This window comes from Salipiger sp. PrR002, from assembly GCF_010500775.1.
In the GTDB taxonomy this organism is placed as follows: domain Bacteria; phylum Pseudomonadota; class Alphaproteobacteria; order Rhodobacterales; family Rhodobacteraceae; genus Salipiger.
On record NZ_JAAGOU010000004.1, the window covers coordinates 45078 to 70835 of the forward strand.

The 25758-nt window shown below is 66.0% G+C and carries 21 protein-coding genes; 14 read left to right on the forward strand and 7 right to left on the reverse strand.

All coding sequences use genetic code 11. From position 1 onward, the window contains the following. The first annotated feature begins 4 nt into the window (after positions 1–4). The 5 genes from xdhB (at position 5) to G0A00_RS05625 (ending at position 7278) form a co-directional block, all read left to right on the forward strand. Positions 5–2329 carry a xanthine dehydrogenase molybdopterin binding subunit gene (xdhB, locus tag G0A00_RS05605; protein WP_164179219.1) on the forward strand — a complete coding sequence of 775 codons (2325 nt, stop codon included), beginning with the start codon at positions 5–7 and terminating at the stop codon, positions 2327–2329. Further along, positions 2326–3153 carry a xanthine dehydrogenase accessory protein XdhC gene (gene xdhC, locus G0A00_RS05610; RefSeq protein WP_164179221.1) on the forward strand — a complete coding sequence of 276 codons (828 nt, stop codon included), beginning with the start codon at positions 2326–2328 and terminating at the stop codon, positions 3151–3153. The genes xdhB and xdhC overlap by 4 nt, the downstream gene beginning before the upstream one ends. A gap of 67 nt (positions 3154–3220) precedes the next feature. After that, the gene (locus G0A00_RS05615; RefSeq protein ID WP_164179224.1) at positions 3221–4804 is read left to right on the forward strand and encodes a xanthine/uracil/vitamin C permease; all 1584 of its coding nucleotides are present in this window, start codon (positions 3221–3223) and stop codon (positions 4802–4804) included. Positions 4805–4887: 83 nt separating this feature from the next. Beyond that, positions 4888–6225 (forward strand): guanine deaminase, encoded by a 1338-nt coding sequence (gene guaD / locus G0A00_RS05620; RefSeq protein ID WP_164179226.1) that lies wholly within the window; start codon positions 4888–4890, stop codon positions 6223–6225. A 177-nt stretch (positions 6226–6402) separates the two neighbouring features. Next, positions 6403–7278, forward strand: coding sequence for a bifunctional allantoicase/(S)-ureidoglycine aminohydrolase (locus tag G0A00_RS05625; protein ID WP_164179228.1), 876 nt, complete (start codon positions 6403–6405; stop codon positions 7276–7278). On the opposite strand, the gene bhcR is transcribed toward G0A00_RS05625, so the two are convergent. Further along, positions 7259–8101 carry an HTH-type transcriptional regulator BhcR gene (gene bhcR, locus G0A00_RS05630; protein WP_164179230.1) on the reverse strand — a complete coding sequence of 281 codons (843 nt, stop codon included), beginning with the start codon at positions 8099–8101 and terminating at the stop codon, positions 7259–7261. The genes G0A00_RS05625 and bhcR overlap by 20 nt on opposite strands. Positions 8102–8269: 168 nt before the next feature. Between bhcR and bhcA the strand changes: the two genes are divergently transcribed. The 4 genes from bhcA to bhcD all read left to right on the forward strand — a co-directional run bounded on the left by bhcA (position 8270) and on the right by bhcD (position 12682). Then, complete coding sequence (gene bhcA, locus G0A00_RS05635) at positions 8270–9469, forward strand: L-aspartate--glyoxylate aminotransferase BhcA (protein ID WP_164179232.1); 1200 nt, start codon at positions 8270–8272, stop codon at positions 9467–9469. Next, positions 9469–10440 carry a beta-hydroxyaspartate dehydratase BhcB gene (bhcB, locus tag G0A00_RS05640; protein ID WP_164179234.1) on the forward strand — a complete coding sequence of 324 codons (972 nt, stop codon included), beginning with the start codon at positions 9469–9471 and terminating at the stop codon, positions 10438–10440. Before bhcA ends, bhcB begins: the two co-directional genes overlap by 1 nt. A gap of 3 nt (positions 10441–10443) precedes the next feature. Continuing rightward, positions 10444–11607, forward strand: a complete 1164-nt coding sequence (bhcC, locus tag G0A00_RS05645; RefSeq protein WP_164179236.1) for a 3-hydroxy-D-aspartate aldolase BhcC — start codon at positions 10444–10446, stop codon at positions 11605–11607. Between the two features lie 109 nt (positions 11608–11716). Beyond that, positions 11717–12682: an iminosuccinate reductase BhcD gene (gene bhcD, locus G0A00_RS05650; RefSeq protein ID WP_164179238.1), complete on the forward strand. Its 966-nt coding sequence runs from the start codon at positions 11717–11719 to the stop codon at positions 12680–12682. A gap of 356 nt (positions 12683–13038) precedes the next feature. On the opposite strand, the gene G0A00_RS05655 is transcribed toward bhcD, so the two are convergent. From G0A00_RS05655 to G0A00_RS05670, 4 genes are all read right to left on the reverse strand, one after another. Next, positions 13039–14502 (reverse strand): uracil-xanthine permease family protein, encoded by a 1464-nt coding sequence (locus G0A00_RS05655; RefSeq protein WP_164179240.1) that lies wholly within the window; start codon positions 14500–14502, stop codon positions 13039–13041. Between the two features lie 52 nt (positions 14503–14554). After that, on the reverse strand, positions 14555–15043 hold the full coding sequence (locus G0A00_RS05660) for an ureidoglycolate lyase (RefSeq protein ID WP_164179242.1): 489 nt from the start codon (positions 15041–15043) through the stop codon (positions 14555–14557). Further along, positions 15040–16476 carry an allantoinase PuuE gene (gene puuE, locus G0A00_RS05665; protein WP_164179244.1) on the reverse strand — a complete coding sequence of 479 codons (1437 nt, stop codon included), beginning with the start codon at positions 16474–16476 and terminating at the stop codon, positions 15040–15042. Before puuE ends, G0A00_RS05660 begins: the two co-directional genes overlap by 4 nt. Before the next feature lie 124 nt (positions 16477–16600). Further along, complete coding sequence (locus G0A00_RS05670; protein ID WP_164179246.1) at positions 16601–17536, reverse strand: LysR family transcriptional regulator; 936 nt, start codon at positions 17534–17536, stop codon at positions 16601–16603. 99 nt (positions 17537–17635) lie between these two features. Between G0A00_RS05670 and G0A00_RS05675 the strand changes: the two genes are divergently transcribed. Beyond that, positions 17636–18868 (forward strand): urate hydroxylase PuuD, encoded by a 1233-nt coding sequence (locus tag G0A00_RS05675; RefSeq protein ID WP_066108242.1) that lies wholly within the window; start codon positions 17636–17638, stop codon positions 18866–18868. Between the two features lie 133 nt (positions 18869–19001). Beyond that, entirely contained in the window at positions 19002–19748 is a 747-nt protein-coding gene (locus tag G0A00_RS05680; RefSeq protein ID WP_164179248.1) for a dienelactone hydrolase family protein, read from the forward strand. 68 nt (positions 19749–19816) lie between these two features. Here the strand turns inward: G0A00_RS05680 and G0A00_RS05685 are convergent, their stop codons facing one another. Further along, positions 19817–20284: an N-acetyltransferase gene (locus tag G0A00_RS05685; RefSeq protein WP_164179250.1), complete on the reverse strand. Its 468-nt coding sequence runs from the start codon at positions 20282–20284 to the stop codon at positions 19817–19819. A gap of 270 nt (positions 20285–20554) precedes the next feature. On the opposite strand from G0A00_RS05685, the gene G0A00_RS05690 reads away from it, so the two are divergent. Genes G0A00_RS05690 through G0A00_RS05700 form a run of 3 tightly spaced genes read left to right on the forward strand, consistent with a single transcriptional unit; the run spans position 20555 to position 23162 of the window. Then, the gene (locus G0A00_RS05690) at positions 20555–21367 is read left to right on the forward strand and encodes an ABC transporter permease (RefSeq protein WP_164179252.1); all 813 of its coding nucleotides are present in this window, start codon (positions 20555–20557) and stop codon (positions 21365–21367) included. 23 nt (positions 21368–21390) lie between these two features. Next, a complete protein-coding gene (locus G0A00_RS05695) occupies positions 21391–22416 on the forward strand; it encodes an ABC transporter substrate-binding protein (protein ID WP_164179254.1) in 1026 nt (341 codons plus the stop codon). Further along, on the forward strand, positions 22413–23162 hold the full coding sequence (locus tag G0A00_RS05700) for an ABC transporter ATP-binding protein (protein ID WP_164179256.1): 750 nt from the start codon (positions 22413–22415) through the stop codon (positions 23160–23162). The genes G0A00_RS05695 and G0A00_RS05700 overlap by 4 nt, the downstream gene beginning before the upstream one ends. Before the next feature lie 104 nt (positions 23163–23266). Here G0A00_RS05700 and G0A00_RS05705 read toward each other — a convergent pair whose 3' ends face one another. Continuing rightward, a complete protein-coding gene (locus tag G0A00_RS05705; protein ID WP_164179258.1) occupies positions 23267–25711 on the reverse strand; it encodes a membrane-bound PQQ-dependent dehydrogenase, glucose/quinate/shikimate family in 2445 nt (814 codons plus the stop codon). Positions 25712–25758: the final 47 nt, after the last annotated feature.

The window sequence follows — 25758 nt, forward strand, 5'->3', positions numbered from 1 at the left end:
AGACATGAAACATCAGCCCAACATCCGCGGCGCGGTCCACGAGGATCGCCAGCACGACAGCGCGATCAAGCATGTGCGCGGCCTCGCCGAATACACCGACGATATCGCCGAACCCATCGGCACGCTGCACGCCTATCTTGGGGTCTCTTCGGTGGCCCATGCCACGCTGAAGGGGCTCGACCTTTCCGCCGTGCGCGCCGCGCCGGGCGTGGTCGATGTGCTCACCGCCGCCGACATCCCCGGTCACAATGACATCAGCCCCACCGGGCGCGGCGATGAGCCGGTCTTCCCCACCGAGAAGATCGAGTTTCACGGCCAGCCGCTCTTTGCGGTGATCGCCGAAACCCGCGATGCCGCCCGCCGGGCCGCCGCGCTTGCCAAGGTCGAGGCCGAGGTGCTGCCGCATGCGCTGGGTCCGATCGAGGCGCAGGAGGCGGGCTATCCGCATATCACCGACCCGCTGAAGCTCGAACGAGGCGAGGTCGAGACCGCGATGGCCACGGCGCCGCACCGGCTGCAGGGGCGGCTCGCGGTGGGCGGACAGGACCATATGTACCTCGAAGGGCAGATCGCCTTTGCCCTGCCGGGCGAGGATGAAGACGTCATCGTGCATTGCTCGACCCAGCACCCGAGCGAGGCGCAGCACATGGTGGCGCATGTCTTGGGCGTGCCTTCGAACGCCGTGGTGGTCAACGTACGGCGCATGGGCGGCGGCTTTGGCGGCAAGGAAAGCCAGATGAACCTTTTCGCCGTGGTCGCGGCGATGGCCGCCAAGCGCCTGAACCGCCCGGTGAAGATCCGCCCCGACCGCGATCAGGACATGACCGCCACCGGCAAGCGGCACGACTTCGTCATCGACTACGACGTGGCGTTCGACGGCGCGGGCCGCATCCGCGCAGTGGACGGCAGTTTTGCCGCGCGCTGCGGCTGGTCCTCGGATCTGTCGGGTCCGGTCACCGACCGCGCGCTCTTTCACGCCGACAACGCTTATTTCTACCCGCACGTCCGGCTGCAGAGCCGCCCGATGAAGACCAACACCGTCTCGAACACCGCCTTCCGCGGCTTCGGCGGGCCGCAGGGCGTGGTCGCCGCCGAGCGGATGATCGAAGAGATCGCCTATGCGCTCGGCAAGGACCCGTTGGAGGTCCGCAAGGCCAACTTCTACGGCGACGCGCATGATGGGCGGAACCTGACGCCCTACCATCAGGAAGTGGCCGACAACATCATCGGCCGCGTGGTCTCGGAACTGGAAGAGAGCTGCGACTACCAGCAGCGCCGCCGTGACATCCTCGCGTTCAACGCGCAGGGCGGCGTGCTGCGCAAGGGGATCGCGCTGACCCCGGTGAAGTTCGGCATCTCCTTCACCGCGACCCACTACAATCAGGCGGGCGCGCTGATCCACGTCTATTCGGACGGCTCGATCCACCTCAACCACGGCGGCACCGAGATGGGTCAGGGGCTCAACACCAAAGTCGCGCAGGTGGTGGCCGACGCCTTCCAAGTGGATTTCGAGCGCATCAAGATCACCCGCACCACCACCGAGAAGGTGCCCAACACCTCGGCCACCGCCGCGTCGTCGGGCTCGGATCTCAACGGCATGGCGGCGCTCGATGCTGCCGATCAGATCAAGGCACGGCTGGTCGACTTTGCCGCCGGACATTGGGGCGTGCGCCCCGAAGAGGTGCGCTTTGTGCCGGGCCATCTGCAGGTGGGCGCGCAACTCCTGCCATGGGACCAGGTGATCAAGGCCGCCTATATGGCGCGCGTGCATCTTTCGGCGGCGGGGTTCTACAAGACGCCCGACATCCATTGGGACCGCGCGGCGGGCAAGGGGCGGCCCTTCTACTACTTCGCCTATGGCGCGTCCTGCTCGGAGGTCACCATCGACACGCTGACCGGCGAGTACCGCGTCGAGCGCACCGATATCCTGCATGACGTCGGACGCTCACTGAACCCGGTGCTCGACCGCGGGCAGGTCGAAGGGGCCTTCGTGCAGGGCATGGGCTGGCTGACCACCGAAGAGCTGTGGTGGGACGACAAGGGCGCGCTGCGCACCCATGCGCCTTCGACCTACAAGATCCCGCTCGCCTCGGACCGGCCGCGCGTGTTCAACGTGAACCTCGCCGAATGGTCGCAAAACCGCGAGCGCACCATCAAGCGCAGCAAGGCCGTGGGCGAGCCGCCCTTCATGCTGGGCATCTCGGTCTTTGAGGCGCTGTCGATGGCCGTCGCCAGCGTCGCGGACTACCGCGAATGCCCGCGCCTCGACGCGCCCGCGACGCCCGAACGCGTGCTGCTGGCGGTCGAACGGCTGGCGGGGCGGTCATGAGCACGCTCGACGCCTTCCTGAGCGCGCCCCGCCCGCTCGCGCGGGTGCGGCTGAGCCGGGTGCGCGGCTCCTCGCCGCGTGAGGCAGGGTGCGAGATGTATGTCAGCGAGACCTCCCGCCATGGCACCATCGGCGGCGGCCAGCTTGAACACCGGGCCATCGCCGCGGCGCGGGCGCTGCTGGCGCGCGGCGATCTGGCCGAGACGCTGGATGTGCCGCTCGGTCCCGAGATCGGGCAATGCTGCGGCGGGCGGGTCGAGGTCGCGCTGAGCCGCATGAGCGCAAAGGACCGGCACGCGGCGCTAGCGCGGGCGGCAGAGGAGGCCGCCGCGCTGCCCATGGTGCAAATCCACGGTGCGGGCCACGTGGGCCGGGCGCTGGCGGATCTGCTGCAGCACCTGCCGGTGCGCTGCGTTCTGATCGACAGCCGTGCCGAGGAACTGGCGCTGAGCGCCGCGCGGGTCGAGACCCGTCTCACCCCCCTGCCCGAGCTTGAGATCGCCATGGCTCCGCCCGGCAGCGCCTACGTCGTGCTGACACATGACCATGCGCACGACTTTCTCTGTGCCTCAGCCGCGCTGCAGCGGGATGATGCGCGCTACGTCGGGCTGATCGGTTCCGCCACCAAGCGCGAGAAGTTCCGCCGCTTCGCGCGGGATCAGTGCGACGGGCTGGAGACCCACGCGCTCACCTGCCCGATCGGCGCGCAGGGCAGCCGCGACAAACGCCCCGAGGTGATCGCCGCCTTTGTCGTGGCCGAGGTGCTGACCGCCCTCACCCGCCAGCAGGGCGCGGCGCAGCCCGTGGCCTTCGCCGCCGAGTAACCCCCGCGCCCGCCCGAAGAGGAGCGGGCGGCGCGGGACAATCGCAAGCAACCCGAGGAGATCCCACATGCGGGAAGGGAGTTACACCTACAAGCTGTTCTCACGCAGCGATTTCAGCGCCTTCTGGGCGCTGTTCACCGACAATTTGATCAACCTGATGGTGCTGGCGGGTGTCTGCCAGTTCGTCTTTGGCATGCCGTCCGAGATCGTCTATGGCCGCATCCTGCCCGGCGCGGCGGTGGCGATCCTGTCGGGCGTCGCGGCCTATGTGGTCCTGGCCAAACGCGCCGCCGCGCGCCACGGGCGCGATGTCACGGCCCTGCCCTACGGCATCTCGACGCCGGTGATGTTCGTCTATCTCTTCGGGGTCATCGGCCCGATCTACTGGGCCACCAACGATCCGACGCTGGCGTGGCAGGTGGGCATCGGCGCGGGTTTCATCGGCGGCATTGTCGCTGCGCTCGGGGCCATCGTGGGGCCTTGGCTGAAGCGGGTCACCCCGCGCGCCGGCATGCTTGGCACGCTCTGCGGCATCGCGCTGGTGTTCATCGGCACCGTGCCGCTGGCGACGATCTTCGAGCAGCCCTACATCGGTTTTGCCTCGTTGATCATCATCCTCTGGGGGCTTGTCGGGCGCTTCCGCCTGCCGTTCAACATTCCTGCGGGCCTGCTGGCGCTGATCGTCGGCACCGCCGTGGCCTTCAGCATCGGCGAGGCACGGATCAGCCTCGAGGGCACCGGCTTTTATCCGCCGCTGCCCTATGTGGGCGATCTTATCGCGGGCATTCAGCACCTCTTTGCCAACCCCGAGCTCTTCCTCGTGCTGGTGCCGGTGCAGATCTACAACTTCATCGAGACGATGAACAACGTCGAGAGCGCCGAAAGCGCCGGGGATCACTACCCGGTCGGCGTCTGTCAGATCACCGACGGGCTTGGCACGATGATCGGCGCGGTCTTCGGCTCGCCCTTCCCCACCACCGCCTACATCGGCCACCCGGCCTACAAGCGTATGGGCGCGCATGCGGGCTATATCATCGGCGTCGGCACGGTGATCCCGCTCGCCGCCTTCCTTGGCCTGCTGGCCTTTCTCAACAACCTGATCCCCGAGGCCGCCGCCGCGCCGGTTCTGGTCTTCGTGGCGCTGAGCCTGATCACCAACACCGCCCATTGCGTGAAGCCCGCGCATATGGCTGCCGTCACCATCGCGATGATGCCGCATGTGTCGTCCTTCCTGATGATCAAATGGGGGGCGCTGATGGGCGCGCTGCAGGCGACCGGCGTCGAGGGCCTGCCGCAGCTTGGCGACGAGGCGCTGACCGCCGCGCTGCTGCAACAGGGCGCGCATTTCGCCGGGCATCTCTCGCTGAGCCAAGGCGCGATCCTGACCGGGCTTATCTGGGGGGCGATCGTCGCCAGCGTGATTGACGGGCGGTTCCGCAACGCTGGGGGCTTCGCGCTCGCGGCCGCGCTGATGTCGCTGGTGGGGATCATCCACGGTGCCAGCCTGCATTGGCCCGCGCTCGGCCCGGTCTCGGCCGGTTACCTGATCGCCGCCGCCTTCCTCTATATCTACCCGCTGTTCCACCGCGAGGGCGCTGCGCACAACGAACATCTGGTGGTCGAAGAACCGCCCGCCGCGCCCGCCGAATAACCGCGACACACTCTCTGGCGGCGCGGGCTCATCCCGGCCCGCGCCGCTCTTTCCCTCCCCGCCCGTTCCCGAAAGGTATCCCCATGAAGACCGACCAAGTGCTCCTGCGCGGACGCATCCTCAGTTTCACTGCCGAACCGCAGGGCCCCGAGGACCATGCCGCCTATCGCTATATCGAGGACGGGGCGATCCTGATCGCGGGCGGGATCATTCGCGGCACCGGCAGCTATGATCAGCTGGCCCGGCAAGCGCCAAGCGTGCCGGTGGTGGACCACCGCCCGCATCTGCTGATGCCCGGTTTCATCGACACCCACATCCATTTCCCGCAGGTGCAGGTCATCGCCTCCTGGGGCGCGCAACTGCTCGACTGGCTGAACAGCTACACCTTCCCCGAAGAGACCCGTTTCGCCGATCCCGCCCATGCCGAAGCCATGGCCGACTGGTTCATGACCCAGCTTTGCGCCCATGGCACCACCAGCGCCGTTGCCTATGCGTCGGTGCATGAGACCTCTGCCGAGGCGTTCTTCAGCGCCGCCGCGCGCCGCGACATGCGGATGATCACCGGCAAGGTGATGATGGACCGGAACGCGCCCGAGGCGCTGCGCGACACGCCGCAGTCGGGCTATGACGCCACAAAGCGGCTGATCTCCCGCTGGCATGGCAAGGGCCGCGCCAGCTATGCCATCACGCCGCGCTTTGCCATCACTTCCAGCCCCGAGCAGATGGAGATGGCGGGCGCGCTCACCGCCGAGCATCCCGAGTGCTATGTGCAGACCCATCTGTCGGAAAACCGCGACGAGATCGCCTATACGCTGAGCCTTTATCCCGAGGCGCCCGACTACCTTGGCGTTTACGAGCGCTATGGCCTGCTTGGCCCCAAAGCGCTGCTGGGCCATTCGATCCACCTCGAGCCGCGCGAGATTGACCTGCTGGCCGAAACCGGCGCGAAGCCGGTGTTCTGCCCGACGTCGAACCTTTTCCTTGGCAGCGGGCTTTTTGACGATGCCGGGCTGCGCGGGCGCGGGATCACAAACGCCATCGCGACGGACGTCGGCGCGGGCACCAGCTACTCGATGCTGCAAACGCTGAATGAGGCCTACAAGGTGCTGCAGTTGCAGGGGCAGAAGCTGCACCCGCTGCGCGCCTTCCACTGGATCACCCGCGGCAATGCCGTGGCGCTGGGGCTGCAGGACAAGATCGGCACGCTGGAGCCGGGGACCGAGGCGGATATCGTGGTGCTCGACAGCGCGGCGACCGAGCCGATGGCGCTGCGGATGCAGCGGGCCGGGACGCTGAGCGAAGAGCTTTTTGTGCTGCAAATGCTGGGCGACGATCGTGCGGTGACCGAGACCTATGTGGCGGGCACCCCGCAGAAGATCGGCGCACGCGCGGCGCAGCAACCGGCGTTGCAACCCGCCTGACGCGCGAGGCCGGCCCGCCGCTGGTGGGCCGGTCGTGCGGCTTTTCCTTCCTGCATTGCCGAAAAACCGGGCGCGATTTTCTTGTTTTCCAAGAAAGACCTTTCGTCTCGCGCCCTGTCGCCCCCGGCGCAGCCGCCGCTCATACTCGGCGCAATGCCTCTCCGACCGGAACCAGAAATGACCCCCAACTACTACGCCCCCACCGGCGGCCACCCGCCGCAGAGCCAACTGCTGACCGACCGCGCGGTGTTCACCGATGCCTACGCGGTGATCCCCAAGGGCACGATGCGCGACATCGTCACCAGCTTCCTGCCGTTCTGGGAAGAAACCCGCCTCTGGGTTCTGTCCCGCCCGCTCAGCGGCTTTGCGGAGACCTTCTCGCAGTACATCATGGAAGTGCAGCCGGGCGGCGGCTCGGACCACCCCGAGACCGACGCGGGCGCCGAGGGCGTGCTCTTCGTCGTGGAGGGCGAGGCCACGCTCACCGTCGAGGGTGAAAGCCATGTGCTGCGCGAAGGCGGCTATGCCTTCCTGCCGCCCGCCACGCTCTGGACCTTGCGCAACAAGGGTGATGACACCCTTCGCTTCCACTGGATCCGCAAAGCCTATGAGGCCGTGCCCGGCCTGCCCCACCCCGAGGTGATCATCGCCAACGAGCAGGACATCGCGCCCACGCCGATGCCCGGCACCGATGGCAAATGGGCGACCACCCGTTTCGTCGACCCGACCGACCTGCGTCACGACATGCATGTCACCGTGGTGACCTTCGAGCCCGGCGCGGTCATCCCCTTTGCCGAGACCCATGTGATGGAGCACGGGCTCTACGTACTGGAAGGCAAGGCGGTCTACCGGCTCAATCAGGACTGGGTCGAGGTCGAGGCCGGCGACTACATGTGGCTGCGTGCCTTCTGCCCGCAGGCCTGCTACGCGGGCGGGCCGGGCCGGTTCCGTTACCTGCTCTACAAGGACGTGAACCGGCATATGGCGCTGCGCCCCTCTGGCGCCGCCCAGCCCATGCCGGCGGCAAAGAAGGTCAGCGCTCCGGCGGAGTGACCCCGCCAATCGCCGACGTCAATTCCCGAGCCGCGCGCATCACCGCGCGGCTCGTTTCATCCGTCATGTCCTCGCGCATGCGGATCGTCGGGCCGGACACGGAAATCCCCGCCACCGCCTCGCCCGAGGCATCGAAGACCGCCGCCGCGATGCAGCGCATCCCGAGGTTCTTTTCTTCGGCATCAATGGAATAGCCCCGCGCCCGGATCGCCGCGAGATCGGCGCGCAGCGCCTCGGGCTCGGCCAGCGTATGCGCGGTGAACCGCTCCATCTTACGCGCCAGCAGCTTTTCCAAACGCTCCCCAGCCATCTCGGCCAGCAGCGCCTTGCCGATGCCCGAGGCATGCAAAGGCGACAGCGTGCCCGGCGGAAAGAAGGCGCGGATGCTCTCATGCGTTTCGACCTGACTGACAAACAGCACCGAGGCCTCGCGCACGATGCCGAGGTTGGCGGTTTCCCCGGTCTCCTCCATCAGTGCGCGCAGGATCGGTCGGGCCCGCTCCACAAGGCTGGTGCGGCGCAGGAAGCGCGCGCCGATGACGAAGGCCTGCGGGCCGATGTGCCAAAGCTGCTCGGCAGGATCGAACTCGACCAGCCGCCGCCCCTCGAGCGTGACGAGGATGCGGTAAACCGTGGCCGGGGACTGCCGCAGGTCGCCCGCCAGTTCCGAGAGGGTCAGGCCGGGATGCGCGCTCAGGTAGTCCAGCACCTCCATCGCCCGGTCGAGCGATTTGATGGTGTTCTGCGCGCTGTTGTCCTCCCAACCGCGCGGCCGGCCACGGGCGCGGCGGGGGCTGGTTTCGGCATCTTTCGGAGAATCCATCAAATCTCTTTCATTATACTTGAAAGCCGAATTCACCATATGAAAAAATCAACCATCTGACAACGTTTGATATTCTTGATCATTACGTTTTTGAAAAACGATTTCAAAAAAATTTCCTCACGCGGATAGCCCGGCTACGGTGGCTTTCAGCGACCAAAGGAGGTGGCCATGAGCTTTCAGAACCCCGTTTTCATTCCCGGCCCGACCAACATCCCCGAGAGCCTGCGCAAGGCCTGCGACATGCCGACGATCGACCATCGCTCGCCGCTGTTTGGGCAGATCCTGCACCCCGCGCGCGAGGGCGTCCGCCGCGTGCTGAAGAGCGCCAGCGCCGAGGTGTTCATCTTTCCCTCGACCGGCACCGGCGGCTGGGAGACGGCGCTGACCAACACGCTCTCCCCGGGCGATACCGTGCTGGCGGCGCGCAATGGCATGTTCAGCCACCGCTGGATCGACATGTGCCAGCGCCACGGGCTGACCGTCGAAGTGGTGGAGACCCCGTGGGGCGAGGGCCTGCCCGCAGACCGCTACGCCGAGATCCTCGCCGCCGACAAAAGCCGCCGCATCAAGGCCGTGCTCGCCACTCATAACGAGACCGCCACCGGCGTGCGCTCGGACATCGCCGCGGTGCGCCGCGCGCTCGACGACGCGGATCACCCGGCGCTGCTGTTTGTCGATGGCGTCAGCTCGATCGCCTCGATGGATTTCCGGTTTGACGATTGGGGCGTCGATGTCGCCGTCACCGGCTCGCAGAAGGGCTTCATGCTGCCTCCGGGCCTTGCCATCACCGGCTTCAGCGAGAAGGCCATGGCGGCGACGCAAACCGCAAAACTGCCGCGCACGTTCTTCGACGTGCATGACATGGCCAAGGGCTATGCCAATGATGCCTACCCCTACACGCCCGCCGTCGGCCTGCTGAACGGGCTCAACGAGGCCTGCCGCATGCTGCTGGACGAGGGGCTGGAAAACGTCTTTGCCCGTCACCAGCGCATCGCCGAAGGCGTGCGCGCTGCCGTCGGCGCATGGGGGCTGGACCTTTGCGCCGCCTCGCCCGATCTCTATTCGGACACGGTCAGCGCGATCCGCACGCCGGAAGGGTTCAACGCCACCGATATCGTTAGCCACGCCGCGCAGACCTATGGCGTCGCCTTCGGCACGGGGCTTGGCGAGGTTGCCGGGAAAGTGTTCCGCATCGGGCATCTGGGCAGCCTGACCGCCGTCATGGCGCTGTCGGGTCTTGCCACGGCCGAGATGTGCATGAAGGATCTGGGGCTGAAGATCACTCTGGGCTCGGGTGTCGCGGCGGCGCAGGAGGTTTACCGCGCCAGCACCGCCACCGCCCGCACCGCCAGTCAGGAGGCCGCGTGATGAAGGATATCGCGCTGAACATCCCCACCTATGACGACATGCTGGCGGCGCATGATCGCATCGCACCGCACATCCATCGCACCCCGGTGCTGACCTCTTCGTTCCTGAACGAGCTCACCGGCGCGCAGCTGTTCTTTAAGTGTGAGAACTTCCAGAAGGCCGGGGCCTTCAAGGTGCGCGGCGCGTCCAACGCGGTCTTTGGCCTGACCGAGGCCGAGGCAGCCAAGGGCGTCTGCACCCACAGCTCGGGCAACCATGCGCTGTCGCTGAGCTACGCCGCCGGGCGGCGCGGTATCCCGTGCAATGTGGTCATGCCGCGCAGCGCGCCGCAGGCCAAGAAGGACGCGGTGCGCGGCTACGGCGGGATCATCACCGAATGCGAGCCGTCCACCTCGTCGCGCGAGGCGGTGTTCGCCGAGGTGCAGGCGGCCACGGGCGGAGATTTCATCCACCCCTACAACGATCCGCGCGTCATCGCGGGGCAAGGCACCTGCTCGCGCGAATTCATGGAACAGACCGATGGTCTCGACATGGTGCTCGCCCCGATCGGCGGCGGCGGGATGATCTCGGGCACCTGCCTGACGCTCTCCACACTGGCCCCCGAGGTGCAGGTCATCGCCGCCGAGCCCGAGCAGGCCGACGACGCCTACCGCAGCTTCAAGGCCGGTCACATCATCCCCGATGACGCCCCCGAGACCGTCGCCGACGGGCTGAAGGTGCCGCTCAAGGATCTGACGTGGCATTTCGTCTCGAACCATGTGACCGACATTCTCACCGCCTCGGAAGACGAAATCATCGACGCGATGAAACTGATCTGGAAGCGCATGAAAATCGTGATGGAGCCCAGCAGCGCCGTGCCGCTTGCCACCCTCCTCAAGAACCGCGACCGTTTCGCTGGCAAGCGCGTCGGTCTCATCATCACCGGCGGCAATGTCGATCTTGACCGCCTGCCGTGGACAAAAGGAGCCTGAGCCATGAACGCACCCGTGACTTTCGACCAACTCGAGGTGGGCTACGACGTGCCGGCGCTGCCCGGTATGGACGAGGCAGACATCCAGACGCCCTGCCTCGTGCTCGACCTGGACGCGCTCGAGCGCAATATCCGCAAAATGGGCGACTACGCCCGCGCCCACAACATGCGCCACCGCGTGCACGGCAAGATGCACAAATCGGTGGACGTGGCGAAGCTGCAGATGCGGCTTGGCGGCGCGGTCGGCGTGTGCTGCCAGAAGGTGTCGGAGGCCGAGGTCTTCGTGCGCGGCGGCATCAAGGACGTGCTGGTCTCGAACCAAGTGCGCGATCCGCGCAAGATTGACCGGCTGGCGCAACTGCCGAAGCTGGGCGCAAAGATCATCGTCTGCGTCGATGACCTCGCCAATGTCGCCGAGCTGTCGGACGCCGCGCAGCGCCACGGCACCACGCTCGAATGCTTTGTCGAGATCGACTGCGGCGCGGGCCGTTGCGGCGTGACCACTGCCAAGGCGGTGGTGGAGATCGCGCAGGCCATCGACGCCACCGAAGGGCTCAAGTTCACCGGCATTCAGGCGTACCAAGGCGCGATGCAGCATCTCGACAGCTATGAGGCGCGGCGCGAGAAACTGGCCGTGGCCATCGCACAGGTCAAAGAGGCCGTGGCGGCGCTGGAGGCGGCGGGCCTGAAGCCCGAACTGGTCTCGGGCGGCGGCACCGGCAGCTACTATTTCGAGAGCAACTCGGGCGTCTACAACGAGCTGCAGTGCGGGTCTTACGCCTTCATGGATGCGGACTATGGCCGCATCCGCGACAAGGACGGCAACCGCATCGACAACGGCGAGTGGGAAAACGCCTTCTTCATCCTCACGCAGGTGATGAGCCACGCCAAGCCCGAGATCGCGGTCTGTGACGCGGGCCTCAAGGCGCAGTCGGTGGACAGTGGCCTGCCGGTGATCTTTGGCCGGACCGACGTGGACTACACCAAATGCTCGGACGAGCATGGCGTGATCGCCGACCCGAGCGGCGTGCTGAAGGTGGGCGACAAGCTGAGGCTCGTGCCGGGCCACTGCGATCCCACCGCCAATGTGCACGATTGGTACGTCGGCGTGCGCGGCGGCAAGGTCGAGACGCTCTGGCCGGTCTCGGCCCGCGGCAAAGCCTACTGATCAAGCATCACATTATTTTGCCCCGTGCCCGGACCGACCTCCGGGCGCGCCTCGCCCGCGCGCTCTCTTGTTCCGGCGCGCGGGCGCTTTTCTTTGAAAGGAGAGCTTCATGCTCATCGTTCCCGAACGCGAGATCGCCAGCCTGATGACCCGCGACGCCGCCTTTGCCGCGGTCGAGAAAGTGTTTGCCGCAATGGCCGCTGGTGACGCCTACAACTTCCCCGTCGTGCGCGAGGCCATCGGCCACGAAGACGCGCTCTACGGCTTCAAGGGCGGCTTTGATCGCTCGGGCCTGACGCTGGGGCTGAAGGCCGGAGGCTACTGGCCCAACAACCTCGCGACGCGCGGAATCATCAACCACCAATCCACGGTGTTTCTTTTCGACCCAAACACCGGCAAGGCCAAGGCGATGGTCGGCGGCAATCTTCTGACCGCGCTGCGCACCGCCGCGGCCTCTTCGGTGTCGATCCGGCACCTCGCGCGCGAAGACGCACGGGTGATCGGCATGGTCGGCGCGGGCCATCAGGCGACCTTCCAACTGCGCGCCGCGCTCGAGCAGCGCGAGTTCGACAAGGTCATCGGCTGGAACCTGCACCCCGAGATGCTGCCCAACCTCGAGAAGGTGGCCGCCGAGGCGGGCGTGCCCTTCGAGGCGGTGGATTTGCCGGGGATGCGCGAGGCCGATGTGATCATCTCGATCACCTCGTCGTTCGACGCGATCCTCATGGCCGAGCATGTCTCGCCCGGCTGCCACATCGCCTGCATGGGCACCGACACCAAGGGCAAGCAGGAGGTCTCTCCGGCGCTGCTGGCCAAGGCCACGGTGTTCACCGACGAGGTGGCGCAGTCGGTCTCGATTGGCGAGGCGCAGCACGCGGTGGCGCAGGGGCTGATCGACGAGAGCGCCATCACCCAGCTTGGCGCGGTGATCAATGGCGCGCATCCGGGGCGCGCTTCGGCCGAGGAGATCACCCTCTTCGACGGCACCGGCGTGGGCCTGCAGGACCTCGCGGTCGCCGCGGCGGTGGTCGATTTGGCGGTCGAGAAGGGCATCGCGATTGAGGTCGATTTCTGACGACAGCGTTCAGTTGGAGACGCCAAGGGCGGGGGCTTTGCCTCCGCCCTTTCTTTTTGACCCTAAAGCGCCACGAAAGCCGGGCGAGCGCCTGCCCGTGGGGTGGCGCTCTGACTTGGGAAGTCGCCGCTTTATCCCCATCACATCCGGATGACCTCAATCCCCGCAAGAGGATGAAAAAGCGCCAGCCCGCCGGGACGGGCAAGCGCTCGCCCGGCGGCCTTCGGCCTTGGCTCCGGGCCACTTGCGCGCAGACCATCCGCCGGAAGTGCCGAACCAGCCACCCACGCAACCCCCAATACAAACGGCGCGCCCCCGAAGGGACGCGCCGCAGCTTCCACCGAGGGTCGATCGGGTCAGACCCTCTCGCCGCGCGGCTCCTCTCCGCGATGGCCGGCGAGGCCGCCCGAGACCTCTTCGGTGGATTCCTCGGCCAGTTCCTCCGGCAGCACGAGGTTGAGCACGATGGCGATCAGCGCGGCGGGCAGGATCCCCGAAGCCCCCAGAATGCGCAGCGTGTCGGGCAGGTGCTGCAGCGCATTGGGCGCGCCCGGCGCGACGTTCAGCACCTCCAGCTGCAGCCCCAGACCGATCGACAGAGCCACGGCGAAAATCACCATGTTGCGCCGCGTCCAATCGACGTCGGACAGCATCGAGATGCCCGAGGCCACGACCATGCCGAACATCACGATCACGCCGCCGCCCAGCACCTCGATCGGCACGGTGCGGATCACCCCGCCAACCTTCGGCACCAGCCCGCAGACGATCAGGAAGATCGCGCCGATGGTCACCACATGGCGGCTCATCACGCCGGTCATGGCGATCAGCCCGACGTTCTGGCTGAACGAGGTGTTGGGAAAGCCGCCGAAGATGCCCGCGATGGCCGAGCCGATGCCGTCGGCATAGGTGGCGCCAGAGATCTCGCGGTCGGTCGCCTCGCGGCCCGCGCCGCCCTTGGTGATCCCCGAGACGTCACCGACGGTTTCAACCGCCGAGACGAAAGCCATCAGGCAAAAGCCGATCACCGAGGCGATGGAGAACTCGAGGCCATAGCGGAACGGTTCCGGCAGCGCGAAGGCGGCGGCGTTCTGCCACGAGCCGGTGATGGCCTCCAAGGTCAGCATGCCGGTGAAGAGCGCATAGACATAGCCCACCAGAATGCCGATCAGCACTGCCGAGATGCTCAGCATGCCACGGGCAAAGAACTTCAGCCCCAGCGTCACCGCCAGCACCACCAGCGCCGCCGACCAAGAGGCCCAAGAGCCGTAGCTTGCGGCGCCGCTCGCCTTGGCGGGCACACCGCCCGCGGCATATTCGATGCCCACCTTGACCAGCGCGAGGCCGATCATCGTCACCACAAGGCCGGTCACCAGCGGCGGCAGGGCAAAGCGGATGCGCCCGATCACCGTGCCAAGCAGCGCGTGGAATACGCCGCCCACGAGGATGCCGCCGAACATGGCAGCCAGCCCATCCACGCCCTTGCCCGCAACCAGCGGGATCATGATCGGGATGAAGGCAAAGGATGTGCCCTGCACGATGGGCAGCGCCGCGCCCACGGGGCCGAGGGTTATCGTCTGCAGCAGCGTCGCCACCCCGGCGAACAGCATCGACATCTGGATGAGATAGAGCAGTTCGGGGAAGTCCGGGCTGTTCGAGCCAAAGCCGAAGCCAGCGGCACCGGCGACGATGATCGCAGGCGTCACGTTCGAGACAAACATCGCCAGCACATGCTGAATCCCGAGCGGGATCGCCTTGTGCAGCACGGGGGTGAAATCCGGATCGCGCAATTGCTCCGGTGTTCCGAGACTGTGGTCGGTCATGTCTTAGTCAGATCCCTGTTGGGGCGCGGGGCCGGTCTTGCTGCCGACATCCTCACGCGGTGGCGTGAATGAGGTAGGGTTCGTCGAACCAGTGCTCCTCGAGGTTGGGGCCCTCGCCGATCCGGTCGATCACGGCGAAAAGTCCCGGCGCGTGCAGCGGGGTCAGCACCCCGTGCCACGTGCCGCGGTGGAAATTGATCCCCTGACCGGAGCGGGTCAGGAAGGCGCGGGGCGCGCCGGGGCGGCCGCCTGCGTCCGGCGCGACCACCACGAGGAAAGGATCAAAGCTCATCGGCACGAAGGCCTGACTGCCCTGCGGATGCCGCTCGACCATCTCGAGCCGCAGCGGCAACTGGCGGGGCTCGGCCTTGAACAGGCTGATCCCGGCGCGGCCGTCGGTGATGTCGAGCGTGGCGCGATCGTGGAACCGCCCACAAAGCCCCTGATTGATGATCTTGTCGGGCGTGCCATCCGCCTCCAGCACCTCGCCGAACGGGGCAAAGGCTGCGGCGGTCAGCGGGGCGGCGTCGATCCGGCTCATGCGCCGAACTTGTCGAGCAGCCGCAGTTCGGCGATCCGTTCGACCTGTCGGCAGGCCTCGGCGAACTCGGTGGCGCGGTCGTTCTCGATACGGCGGCGGAAGGCCTGCATGATCGACGCCTTGTCGTTGTCGCGCACCGCGATGATGAAGGGAAAGCCGAATTTCGCGGTGTAGGTCTCATTGAGCTCGGTGAAAGCGGCGCGCTCGTCGTCGGTGAGCGCGTCAAGCCCCGCACCCGCCTGCTCCGAGGTCGACTCCGCCGTCAGGCGCTTCGCCTGCGCCAATTTTCCCGCAAGGTCGGGGTGCGCGGTCAGCACCGCCAGCCGCTTCTCGTCAGGGGCGTCGCGGAACACCCGCGCCAGCACCGAATGCACCCCCAGCGCGCTGTCATGCGTCGGGCCGAGCTGCAGCGCATGGGCGCCCTCGGCGATCCACGGGCTGTGCTCGAAGACACCGCCGAAAGCCTCGGTGAAGCTGGCCCGGTCCATCTCGGAGGGACGCGGGCCCGCCTTCGCAGGATGCTGCGCCGCCCAATGATCGGCGATCTGCTCGCGCGTGGCGAACCAGACCCCGTCGTGCGAGGCCATATACGCCAGCACCCGCTTCAGCGCGGCGACGCGGCCCGGGCGACCAACCAGACGGCAGTGCAGCCCGATCGACAGCATCTTCGGCGCGCCCTCCTGCCCTTCCTCATAGAGCGTGTCGAAACTGTCGCGCAGGTAGCTTTCGAATTGGTCGCCAGAGTTGAACCCCTGCGGCGAGGCAAACCGCATGTCATTGGCATCGAGCGTATAGGGCACGATCAACTGATCCTTGCCCGCGACCCGGCTCCAATAGGGCAGATCATCGGCGTAGCTGTCGGCGATATAGGCGAAATCGCCCTCTTCGGCGGCGAGCCGGACCGTGTTCATAGAGCAGCGCCCGGTGTACCAGCCGCGCGGCGGCGCGCCGGTCACCAGTGTGTGCAGGCGGATCGCCTCACGGATCTGCGCGCGCTCCTCTTCCTCGGGCATATCCTTGTGCTCGACCCACTTGAGCCCATGCGAGGCGATCTCCCAACCGGCGCGCTTCATCGCGGCAACCTGCTCGGGCGCGCGGGCGAGCGCGGTGGCGACGCCATAGACGGTGACGGGGATATCCTTCAGCAGCCGGTGCAGCCGCCAGAACCCGGCGCGGGCGCCGTATTCATAGATCGACTCCATGTTCCAGTGGCGCTGGCCGGCCCATTGCGCGGCACCGACAATCTCTGAAAGGAACGCCTCGGACGCCGCATCACCGTGCAGGACGTTGTTCTCGCCGCCCTCCTCGTAGTTGACCACGATCTGCACCGCGATCTTGGCGCCGTTCGGCCAGCGGGCATCAGGCGGGGTCTCTCCATAGCCGGTCAGGTCGCGGGGATAGCGGGTCGCGGGCAGCGGGCTCAACAGCGTCATGGGGGACGGGCTCCTTCGGTGTTGCCTCCGGGTCATCCCACACGTGTAATCCGGAAAATACCGGATGATTTTCAAATTCCGTTTGAAGCTGCCTCAACCGCCTTGCGGGCGCGCGGGCACACCCCTAGCGCCCGCTTTCCGCCGCGCGTTGCTCGGCCTGACGGATCGCTGCGCCGATGCGGTCGGTCACATAGTCCATGAAGAGCCGCGTCTTCGGGTCCTGCCCGCGGCGGTGTGTGAACAGACAGGCCATCTGGATCGGCTCGGGCGGGGTGGCCTCGGCCACCGGCACAAGCCGTCCGCTGCGCAGATACTCGGCCACCTCGAAGACGGGCTTCAGCGCAATCCCCTCGCCCGCCAGAGCCCAATCGGTCAGCACGTCGCCATCATCGGACTCATAGCGCCCCGAGACGGCAAAACGCTTCGTGCCCTCGGGCGTGCGCAGCGGCCATTGAAACTCCGTCGCGCCGGGGAAGCGCAGGTTGAGGCATTCGTGCTTTTCTGCGATCAGCGCCTCGCCCGAGGCCGGGTTGCCACGCCGCGCGACGTAGCTGGGCGCGGCGCAGAGCACGCGCGCGACGTCGGCGATCTTGCGCATACGCAGGGTGCTGTCTTCGGGCTGGCCAAGGAAGAACGCCAGATCAAGCCCTTCGGTGGTGAGATCAACCTTGCGGTCCGACAGGCGCAGGCGGATCTGCACCTCGGGATATTCGCGCAGGAACCCCGGCACCTGCGCAGCGATCAGCCGCCGCCCCACCCCCAGCGGCGCCGCGACGAAGAGCGAGCCCTTGGGATTTTCGGTGAGCTGCGCCACCTGCGCCTCGGCGCTCTCGAGCGCCTCCAGAACCTCTCGCGCGCCGGTATAGAAGGCGCGGCCCTGCTCTGTGGCGGTGAGATTGCGGGTGGTGCGCTGGAACAGCCGCACGTTCAGATGGTCCTCGAGCTGCGAGATTCGCGCCGAGGTGACCGCCGGCGAGATGCGCAGGTCGCGACCGGCGGCGGACATGCTGCCCAACTCATAGACACGCACGAAGGTCCGGATATTGTCGAGGTAGGACATTTTTCGGAATTTCTTGAAACTGCTTGGTAGAACCCGGAGATAGCAGAATAATCGACGCCGAACTAGGGTGCGGCATAACCATAAGAGGGAGACACCGGGATGTATGATCTCGCCATCATCTGGGACTGGCTAGGCTTTGCCGTGCGCTGGCTGCACGTGATCACCGCGATCGCGTGGATCGGCTCGTCGTTCTATTTCATCGCGCTCGACCTCGGTCTGCGCAAGGTGCCGCATCTGCCCGTCGGCGCCCATGGCGAGGAATGGCAGGTCCACGGCGGCGGTTTCTACCACATCCAGAAATACCTCGTGGCCCCCGAGCAGATGCCCGACCACCTGACGTGGTTCAAATGGGAAAGCTATGCCACGTGGCTTTCAGGCGCGGGCCTTCTGATGATCGTCTACTGGGCAGGCGGCGAGCTTTTCCTGATCGACCCCACCAAAGCGGACATCTCACTGTTCCAAGGCATCGTGATCTCGGCGCTGTCGCTGACCATCGGATGGCTGATCTACGACCGGCTGTGCAAATCGAAGCTGGGCGAGACGCCGACGCTGCTGATGGTGCTGCTCTTCGTGATGCTGGTGGTGATGTCATGGGGCTACAACCATGTGTTCACTGGCCGCGCCGCGCTGCTGCACCTTGGGGCCTTCACCGCCACCATCATGACCGCCAATGTGTTCTTCATCATCATGCCGAACCAGCGCATCGTGGTGGATGACCTCAAGAACGGCCGCACCCCCGATCCCAAATACGGCAAGATCGCCAAGCTCCGCTCGACCCATAACAACTATCTGACGCTGCCTGTCGTCTTTTTGATGCTGTCGAACCACTACCCGCTGGCCTTCGCTACCGACAATGCGTGGATCATCGCCAGCCTTGTCTTCCTGATGGGTGTGACGATCCGCCATTTCTTCAACTCGATGCACGCCCGCAAGGGGGCGCCTTACTGGACATGGGTTGCCACCGCGCTGCTCTTCATCGCCATCGCATGGCTGTCCACGGCCCCGATGATGGACAGCTACGAGGAGGCCGCAGCGCGGCCCCTCACCCCCTATGAAGAGAAATTCGCCGGGGCTGATGGCTTTGAGGATGCCTATTACGCGGTCGTCGGCAATTGCTCGATGTGCCACGCGCGCGAGCCTTCGTGGGACGGTCTGAACCATCCGCCCAAGGGTGTCGTGCTGGAGACGGAGTCGGATGTGGCCCGCCACGCCAAGCTGGTGTTCCTGCAGGCCGGTGCCAGCCACGCGATGCCGCCGCCCAACGCGATCCAGATGGATCCCGAGGCGCGCCGCGAGATCGTCAACTGGTATCACGCCGCGACCAAAGGCTGAGGCCCAGCGGCAGCGCACCCCCCAAACCACCCTGTGCTAGGGGCGTTGCCGCCCACCCGCGCAGAGCTACTTCTCTTTCATTCGTCACCGACACTGCCCTCATAGAAGGGCCGGTCGCACAAGGGGAGTATTCATGCGCACTTCTGTCACTTCGATGATCGTTGCGACCGCGACTTTGGTCAGCACATCGGCTTTTGCCGAAGACATTTCCTACACCGTCAATGACGAAGCCTTCACCGGCTATTGGGCCGAGGCGGAGTCGCCCAAAGGCCTCGTCCTGATCATGCACGATTGGGACGGGATGACTGATTACGAACGCGAGCGGGCCGACATGCTGGCCGAGATGGGCTATAACGCCTTCGCTCTGGACATGTTCGGTGACAAGACACCCACCGAAACGGTCGATCACCGCCGCGCGGCGACGGGTGCGCTCTATGAAGACCGCGAGCGGATGCGCAGCTTGATCAAGGCGGGCGTGGATGAAGCGCTGTCGCGCTCGGATGTCGCGCAGATGGTGGTCATGGGGTATTGCTTCGGCGGTGCGGTGGCGCTCGAAATGGCACGCAGCGACATGGCGGGCACCGCAAGCGGCTATGCCACCTTCCACGGCGGGCTGACGACACCCGAGGGCCAGACATGGCAGGGTGATGAGCCGCCGGTCCTCGTGATGCATGGCGGCGCGGACAGCTCCATCAAGATGGAGGACGTCGCCACGCTCGCGGGCGAGCTAGAAGGCGCTGGCACGACCTACACGATCGAAGTGTTCTCGGGGGCGCCGCATGCCTTCACGGTATTCGGCTCGGACAACTATCAAGAGCGCGCCGATGTCGCGAGCTGGGAGTCCTTCAACCGCTTTCTGTCGGCGCAATTGCCGGGCTGACGGGCGCATCATGAGCTTCGGAGCCTTCCCCCGGAAGGCTCCGGTCAGAAGCTACGCCAGCGCCGCGCTCACGCGGCCAGTCGTTCCTCCAGATCCAGCCACATGGTCGCCATGCCCTGACGCCGCGAGAGTTCCTCGTAGCCAGCCGAAAGATAGGCGTTATGCGCCGGGCCATTGTCGACCTCGACCTTCAGAGTGAGGGTCAAAGCACCAAGGTCCCGCGCCGCCTGCTCCACCAGATCCGTAAGCTCTGCACCCGCCCCGCCGCGCGCCTCTTCGGCCACATAGGCGTAGGTCAGATGCCGCACCTCGGGGCCGACACCCACGCGCAGGGCGAAGAACCCAACGTCCCGACCCGCATCATCGCGAAGGTAGAACGAAGCATCGTCACGCTCTCCAAGCCACTTGCGATGCCATTCCATCTCATCGAAGGGCACTTTGGCGTTGGGGTTGAGCAAGGGTATCTCGGCGTCGGGCAGCATTGCCGCCAAGGGAGCCAGATCGCGGTCACGGTTGTGGCGCAGGGTGAGGGCCATGGGTCCTTCCTTCGGCTGGGCCCGGCGCCCGCGCGCCGGGGGCAAAATGAAAGCCGCGTGCCTGCCATAGCCGCCCCGCCCGGGTCAACCGGGGGCAATAGCCCGGCCCTGTTCACAATCCATTCAGCAGACCTGCGGCCAAGGGGCGAGCGGATTGATATTGGCCCGATGCCACTATAGGCGAGCGGTAACGGCAGACCAGCGCACAGACCCTTTTGGCCATCGCTGCACGCGCCACGTTTCAGGACTTGTGAGGCTATCATCTCTTCTTTGAAGACCGAGCTACGCCAGGCTGCCAGCGACCTTGCATGGCTGGCAGAGATCCCGCGCCACGTCTGGCTGCGCCTGCTGCTGGTGCCGCTTGTTCTGCTGCTGTGGTCGGCACTGGCAAGAGTCATTCCCGAGGGCTATTTCGCTGGCCCCTATTTGACGCTCCGCGCGCTGTTCCTGATGCTCACCGATGACCGGCGGAAGTTCCCAATCGCCTTGTGGGAGACGCTTTCCGTCTATCTCTGTGGCCTCGGCGCGGCTGCGCTGATCGGTATTCCTGCTGGGTTGCTGCTGGGGCTGTGTCGCACACTGGGCCGAACGCTGTCGCCCTTCACCCATGGTCTTGCGGCAACGCCCGTCGTTGCGCTTATTCCGCTCATCATCCTGATGGTGGGGCTCGGCGCCGAAGCCAAGGTCCTTATTGTGCTGCTCGCCGCGCTGATGCCCGTGCTCATCGCCACCGAGGCCGGTGTGCGCGGCACCGATCCAGAACTGATCGAGATGGCGCGCAGCTATGGCATGGGCGCGCTGACCCGGCTGCGCCACATCATATTGCCCGCCGCGCTGCCCTCGCTTATGGCAGGCCTGCGGCTTGCGGCGATTACCGGCCTCGTGGCCACCGTAATTTCCGAGCTTTATACCGCGATGACCGGCCTTGGCGCGCTCTTGCAGTCGCTCGGCAACAGCTACCGTATGGACAGCTACTTTGCCGTCGTCGTCACCTTCGCCCTCATTGGGGCCGGCGCGACCGGCATCCTGACTTGGATCGAGCGCCTGCTCACGCCGCCTCCAGAGCGGCGCCGGTCCCACTGACAATCTGACCCCAGGAAGACACCATGTTCACCAAGTTCCCGCCCGCCCTCCTCGCTGTCGGCCTGTCGCTTCTGTCCACGACGGCGCTGGCGGAGCCTTTTCGCATCATCGTCACTTCGACCGAGGCGCCGCTGGTGCCCAACTCGGTGATGTTCTTGGCTGAAAGCGCGGGATACTTCGACGCGCAGGGGGTCGACGTCGAACTCGTCCCTGCGGCCCAAACCCCGATGGCGGTGGCTGCCCTGCGGTCCGGCGGTGGTGAGATGGCCAATATCTCGGTCGAAAGCCTGCTGGCGCTGCATGCCGAGGGCGGTGACGACCTTGTCGCGGTGCACTCCACCGACAAGTCCATTCCCTTCATGATCGTGGGGCGCAAGGGCCTGACGGTCGATACGCTTTCGGGTGCCGACTATGGCGTCGGCAGGATGCACAGCCTCGACTACGACCTGTCGGGCATCGTGATCGAGAACCTCGGGGTGAACTTCGACACGCTCAACGTGGTGCCGCTTGGCGCGCCTTCGGTGCGGGCGCAGGCGCTTGGCGCGGGCCGGATCGACGCGACGACGGTGTCGATCGGCACCTTCCTGTCCATGCCCGGCCATGAGGACTTCGACACGCTGGTCGATGTTGGCGAGTTCTTCCGGCAGGTGCCCATTGTCAGCAAGGTCGACGTGGTTCCCGAGGCTGTGTTGGCAGAGCGGGGCGAGGATCTGCAAAAGGTGCTGACGGCGCTGACGCTGGCGGCGCGCGACTATGCCGCGACGCCCGAAAAATGGGTCGAGGACATGGCCGCGGCGCGTCCCGACGTGGACCGCGAAACGCTCGAGGCGCTGGCGGAAACTTATCACGACAGCTGGACGGTGAACGGCGGCCTTCAGGTCGATGAGCTCTTCTACGCGATGCGCAGCCTTGGGCAGCCCTACAAGCGCAAGGATGGTGAGGATCTGCCGTTCCGCGTCGAACTAGAGGATTGGACGGCCTTCGGCCCGATGGACGCCGTGCTGGAGCAAGAGGGGGTATCGGATCTGGCGGATCCGGTCAGCCGATGAGCGCACCGCTGCTCAGCCTACGCGGCCTTGGCCACGCCCACGGGGATGGGCCGGTTCTCACGGATCTGACCTTCGAGGTCGGCGCCGGGGAACGGCTTGTGATCCTTGGGCCTTCGGGCTGCGGCAAGACAACCCTGCTGCGGATCATGGCCGGACTTCTGCCCATCGGCGAGGGGCAGGTGTTGCAGGATGGGCGGCCCCCCGTCGCCGGGCGCGGCGCGGCGCTGATCTTCCAGAACAGCCGGCTGCTGCCGTGGCGCCGTGTGCGCGAGAACGTCGAGCTGGTGTTGGCGGGGCGGCCCAAGGCCGAGCGCCGGGAGCGTGCTGCCGATCTGCTGCAACGGCTGGGACTGGGAGCGCGGCTGGAGGACTGGCCCGGCGCGCTTTCGGGGGGACAAAAGCAGCGGCTGGCGCTGGCGCGGGCGCTGGCCATGGACGTGCCGCTGCTGCTGCTCGACGAGCCCTTCGCGAACCTCGACCCGCTGGCGCGCGAGCAGATGCAGGAAGAACTGCTGCGGCAGACCGGCCTCGAAGGCCGGGCCTTTGTGCTGGTCACCCATTCGGTGGACGAGGCGCTGGCGCTCGGGGATCGCATCCTGCTGATGAAACCCCGGCCCGGGCGCCTCCTGCGCGAGGTGACCCCCGACCTTCCCGGCATCGGCATGGAACGGCGGCGCGCGCCGGGCTTTTACACCGCTCTGGCCGAATTGTCGGACGAGCTGCGAGGGGTCGCGCGCGACGGCTAGTTCCGGGCCTGCGGTCCCCCGAACAGAAAAAAGGGCACGCCGCAGCGTGCCCTTTTTCATTTTGCGATCTCCCCCGGGGCCTGCGCCCCAAGGGAGTCTTGTGGTCAGTTCGGCAGCTTGTAGGCGATGACCGAGTCGCCCAGCGTGGTGCCGAGCGTGCCATGACCACCCGCTGCGATGACGATGTACTGGTCGCCATCCTCACCGCGGTAGGTCATCGGCGTGGCCTGACCACCGGCGGGCAGCGGCATTTTCCACAGCGTCTTGCCGGTCTTCATGTCGAAGGCACGGATCGCGTCGTCGAGCGTCGCGCCGAGGAAGGCCAGACCGCCTGCGGTGGTCAGCGAACCGCCATGGGCCAGCATGCCCATCTCGAGCGCGAACGGGAACTTGACCCCGAGGAACTCTTGCCCCTTGACGGAACCGTTGCGCCATTTCCAAGCGGTTTCGCCATCGGTCAGATCGACGCCCACGCGGCTGCCCCACGGCGGCGCGTTGCACGGCACCTGAAGCGCCGAGAACAGCTTTTTGATCTGCACTGCATAGCGACCGCCCAGGTTCTCGTTGCCCGGATTGCTTTCGCCCGCAGGCGCATCGCTGTTGAAGACCGACGCGTTCAGATCGTCGCCCTTGCGCTCGAACAGCTTGTAGTGGTGGCTGATCCATTGCGGGGTGGCAATCATCCAGTGGTTGACCGGATCGACCGCGACCGAGCCCCAGTTGAACACGCCGATATTCCCCGGGAAGACCAGCGAACCGGCGGTGCCGACTTCGGGCGGGGTCCAGGGATTGCCGTCGTAGCGCGCCTCGCGATAGGCCAGACGGCACTGGATTTGGTCGAAGGGGGTGGTGCCCCACATGTCGGCTTCGGTCAGCGGCGCGGCGGTGAAGTTCAGCGCCGAAACCGGCTGCGTCGGCGACAGTTTCTCGCCCGGAATATTGGTCTCGGTCGAGACCGGGACTTCCGTGACCGGCATGATCGGCTCGCCAGTCCGGCGATCCAGCACGAAGATGTTGCCGATCTTGGTGGGCAGCAGCAGGGCGGGCACGTCCTCGCCGTCATGCGGCAGGTTCATCAGCACCGGCTGCGAGGGGTTGTCGCGGTCCCACAGGTCGTGATGGGTGGTCTGGAAGTGCCACTTCATCTCGCCGGTCTTGATGTCCAGCGCGACGAGGCTGTCGTTCATCATCTCGTCGATTTCGTCACGGCGCAGGCCGACCTGGTCGGGCGACATGTTGCCGAACGGGACATAGACAAGGCCCAGCGATTCATCGGCCGAGAACTGCGCCCATGCGACGGCCGAGTTGGGCTCGTAGAACTCGCCTTCGGCCAGCGGCGCGTTATCGCCGTAGGGATTGCCGGAATCGAATTTCCAGACCAGTTCGCCGGTGCGGACGTCATAGGCACGCACAACGCCCGAGGGGTTGTCGTTGTAGTAGTTGTCGGCGATCGAACCGCCGAGAATGACGAGGTTGCCAGCAACCAGCGGCGCGGCCGTCTGCATCAGTGCGGTCCGCTGCAGGTTCGGCTGCTTGTCGGTCAGGTCGACGAAGCCGTCTTCACCGAAGGTTTCGCACAGCGCGCCGGTATCGGCGTTCATCACGTAAAGACGATTGTCGACCGAGGTGGCCACGATACGACGCGGGCATTCGGCAACGGCGGCCTCGATGGCGGCAGAGCGGTCCGGATCATTGTCCGTCGGCGCTTGCGTCGCGGTCACGTCACTGTAGCCCACGCCCCGGCACATTTGGTGCTGATACTGCGGATCGCGCTGCATCTGCGGGTCAAAGGACCAGACCAGCTCGCCGGTTTCCGGCTTCAGCGCCTGCACGATGTTGTGCGGGGTGCAGAGGTAGAGAAGGCCGTTCACCTTGATCGGCGTCACTTCAAAGGTGTACTCGCCGGAATCCTCTTCGGCGACACGCAGATCGCCGGTGTGGTGTTCCCACGCAACTTCGAGCCCCGAAACGTTCGACGCGTCGATGTCCGACAGGGCCGAATAGCGCTGGCCAAGGTTGGTGCCGCCATAGGCAACCCAGTCTTCGGCGGGGTAAGCGACACCGCTGGGGTCGACATCGGGGTCGGCCGCTTCTGCCACCTGCTCAAGATCACCCTTGATCACGATGGGGTCGACGAACCAGGAAATGACGCCCAGAACGATGATCACACCCAGCGTCGCACGCAGAACGAAGGGGCCGCTCTTTGCCGAGGGCCGCCAGGTCTTTGCGGGACGGTCGATCAGCCCGTTCACCACAAAGGGAAGCGCGAGAAGCACGCCGAGGAAGGCGATCAGAGCGCCCCGCGGGATCCACTGCCACTTGTCAAAGCCGACCTCGAACAGCGTCCAGACGAAGGAAACGGCGAGTGTGAGCGCATAAATCCAGAGCCCGTTCTGGCGTCCGCGGAGCAGTTGGATACCGGAGGCAAGCAGGCCGAGGGCCATGAGCACATAGAAGGGGCTGCCGCCAGCGAGCGCGAGACGGCCGCCGTAGTAAAGCAGTGACAGCCCGAGGAGCGCTGCAATGGCGCCGCCTATTCTTGCTAACACAATAAAGTCCTTTGGTTACTTCAGGCGCAAACTGCGCCTATTTGTCG

Bases quoted from the DNA above. Each gene is read 5' to 3' on its own strand.
- G0A00_RS05625 (WP_164179228.1), top strand. From the start codon at position 6,403: ATGACCCCCAACTACTACGCCCCCACCGGCGGCCACCCGCCGCAGAGC.
- G0A00_RS05675 (WP_066108242.1), top strand. From the start codon at position 17,636: ATGTATGATCTCGCCATCATCTGGGACTGGCTAGGCTTTGCCGTGCGC.
- G0A00_RS05615 (WP_164179224.1), top strand. From the start codon at position 3,221: ATGCGGGAAGGGAGTTACACCTACAAGCTGTTCTCACGCAGCGATTTC.
- xdhC (WP_164179221.1), top strand. From the start codon at position 2,326: ATGAGCACGCTCGACGCCTTCCTGAGCGCGCCCCGCCCGCTCGCGCGG.
- G0A00_RS05700 (WP_164179256.1), top strand. From the start codon at position 22,413: ATGAGCGCACCGCTGCTCAGCCTACGCGGCCTTGGCCACGCCCACGGG.
- guaD (WP_164179226.1), top strand. From the start codon at position 4,888: ATGAAGACCGACCAAGTGCTCCTGCGCGGACGCATCCTCAGTTTCACT.
- G0A00_RS05660 (WP_164179242.1), bottom strand. From the start codon at position 15,043: ATGAGCCGGATCGACGCCGCCCCGCTGACCGCCGCAGCCTTTGCCCCG.
- G0A00_RS05655 (WP_164179240.1), bottom strand. From the start codon at position 14,502: ATGACCGACCACAGTCTCGGAACACCGGAGCAATTGCGCGATCCGGAT.
- G0A00_RS05685 (WP_164179250.1), bottom strand. From the start codon at position 20,284: ATGGCCCTCACCCTGCGCCACAACCGTGACCGCGATCTGGCTCCCTTG.
- puuE (WP_164179244.1), bottom strand. From the start codon at position 16,476: ATGACGCTGTTGAGCCCGCTGCCCGCGACCCGCTATCCCCGCGACCTG.
- bhcA (WP_164179232.1), top strand. From the start codon at position 8,270: ATGAGCTTTCAGAACCCCGTTTTCATTCCCGGCCCGACCAACATCCCC.
- bhcD (WP_164179238.1), top strand. From the start codon at position 11,717: ATGCTCATCGTTCCCGAACGCGAGATCGCCAGCCTGATGACCCGCGAC.
- bhcC (WP_164179236.1), top strand. From the start codon at position 10,444: ATGAACGCACCCGTGACTTTCGACCAACTCGAGGTGGGCTACGACGTG.
- G0A00_RS05680 (WP_164179248.1), top strand. From the start codon at position 19,002: ATGCGCACTTCTGTCACTTCGATGATCGTTGCGACCGCGACTTTGGTC.
- G0A00_RS05695 (WP_164179254.1), top strand. From the start codon at position 21,391: ATGTTCACCAAGTTCCCGCCCGCCCTCCTCGCTGTCGGCCTGTCGCTT.
- G0A00_RS05670 (WP_164179246.1), bottom strand. From the start codon at position 17,536: ATGTCCTACCTCGACAATATCCGGACCTTCGTGCGTGTCTATGAGTTG.
- xdhB (WP_164179219.1), top strand. From the start codon at position 5: ATGAAACATCAGCCCAACATCCGCGGCGCGGTCCACGAGGATCGCCAG.
- bhcB (WP_164179234.1), top strand. From the start codon at position 9,469: ATGAAGGATATCGCGCTGAACATCCCCACCTATGACGACATGCTGGCG.
- bhcR (WP_164179230.1), bottom strand. From the start codon at position 8,101: ATGGATTCTCCGAAAGATGCCGAAACCAGCCCCCGCCGCGCCCGTGGC.